This is a genomic window from Streptomyces anandii JCM 4720 (assembly GCF_014650655.1).
Taxonomy (GTDB): Bacteria; Actinomycetota; Actinomycetes; order Streptomycetales; family Streptomycetaceae; genus Streptomyces; species Streptomyces anandii.
In genome coordinates this window covers 47,728-48,099 of sequence record NZ_BMVJ01000026.1, presented here as the reverse complement: position 1 = coordinate 48,099, position 372 = coordinate 47,728, and the positions used below count along the sequence as shown (strand labels likewise).

Annotated in this window: 1 pseudogene; it reads left to right on the top strand. The window is 64.5% G+C overall.

From position 1 onward, the window contains the following. Positions 1-276: 276 nt before the first annotated feature. Positions 277-372, top strand: a pseudogene (locus tag IE249_RS39080) (FAD binding domain-containing protein); the annotation flags it as partial.

Sequence of the window (372 nt, the reverse complement as noted above, 5' to 3'; positions counted from 1 at the left end):
TGTCTCGTCGCCGCCGTTCTCTTGTCTCGATATCCACGTCGGATGCTGTGGCGAGGGCCCGGCCCCGCGACCGGTCAGCAGCTCCGTTCATACGAATCTACAAGATGCCCGCCCTGGCCAGCCAAACCCTTCATGGTTTCGGTGACTGACCCCGCCGGAGTACAGAGCTGTGTACTGAGCCCACTCAGCGTGAACAGCACATGAACGAGCCTCGCCCGCCGCACCGGATTGGCTCGATCCGTACGACTCCCCAAGAGACGAAGAAGAGAGCCGGTCATGGACTTCCTTCGCCCCGCCAGCTGGGAGGAGGCGCTCGCCGCGAAGGCCGAGCACCCCACCGCTGTCCCCATTGCGGGTGGCACCGACGTGATG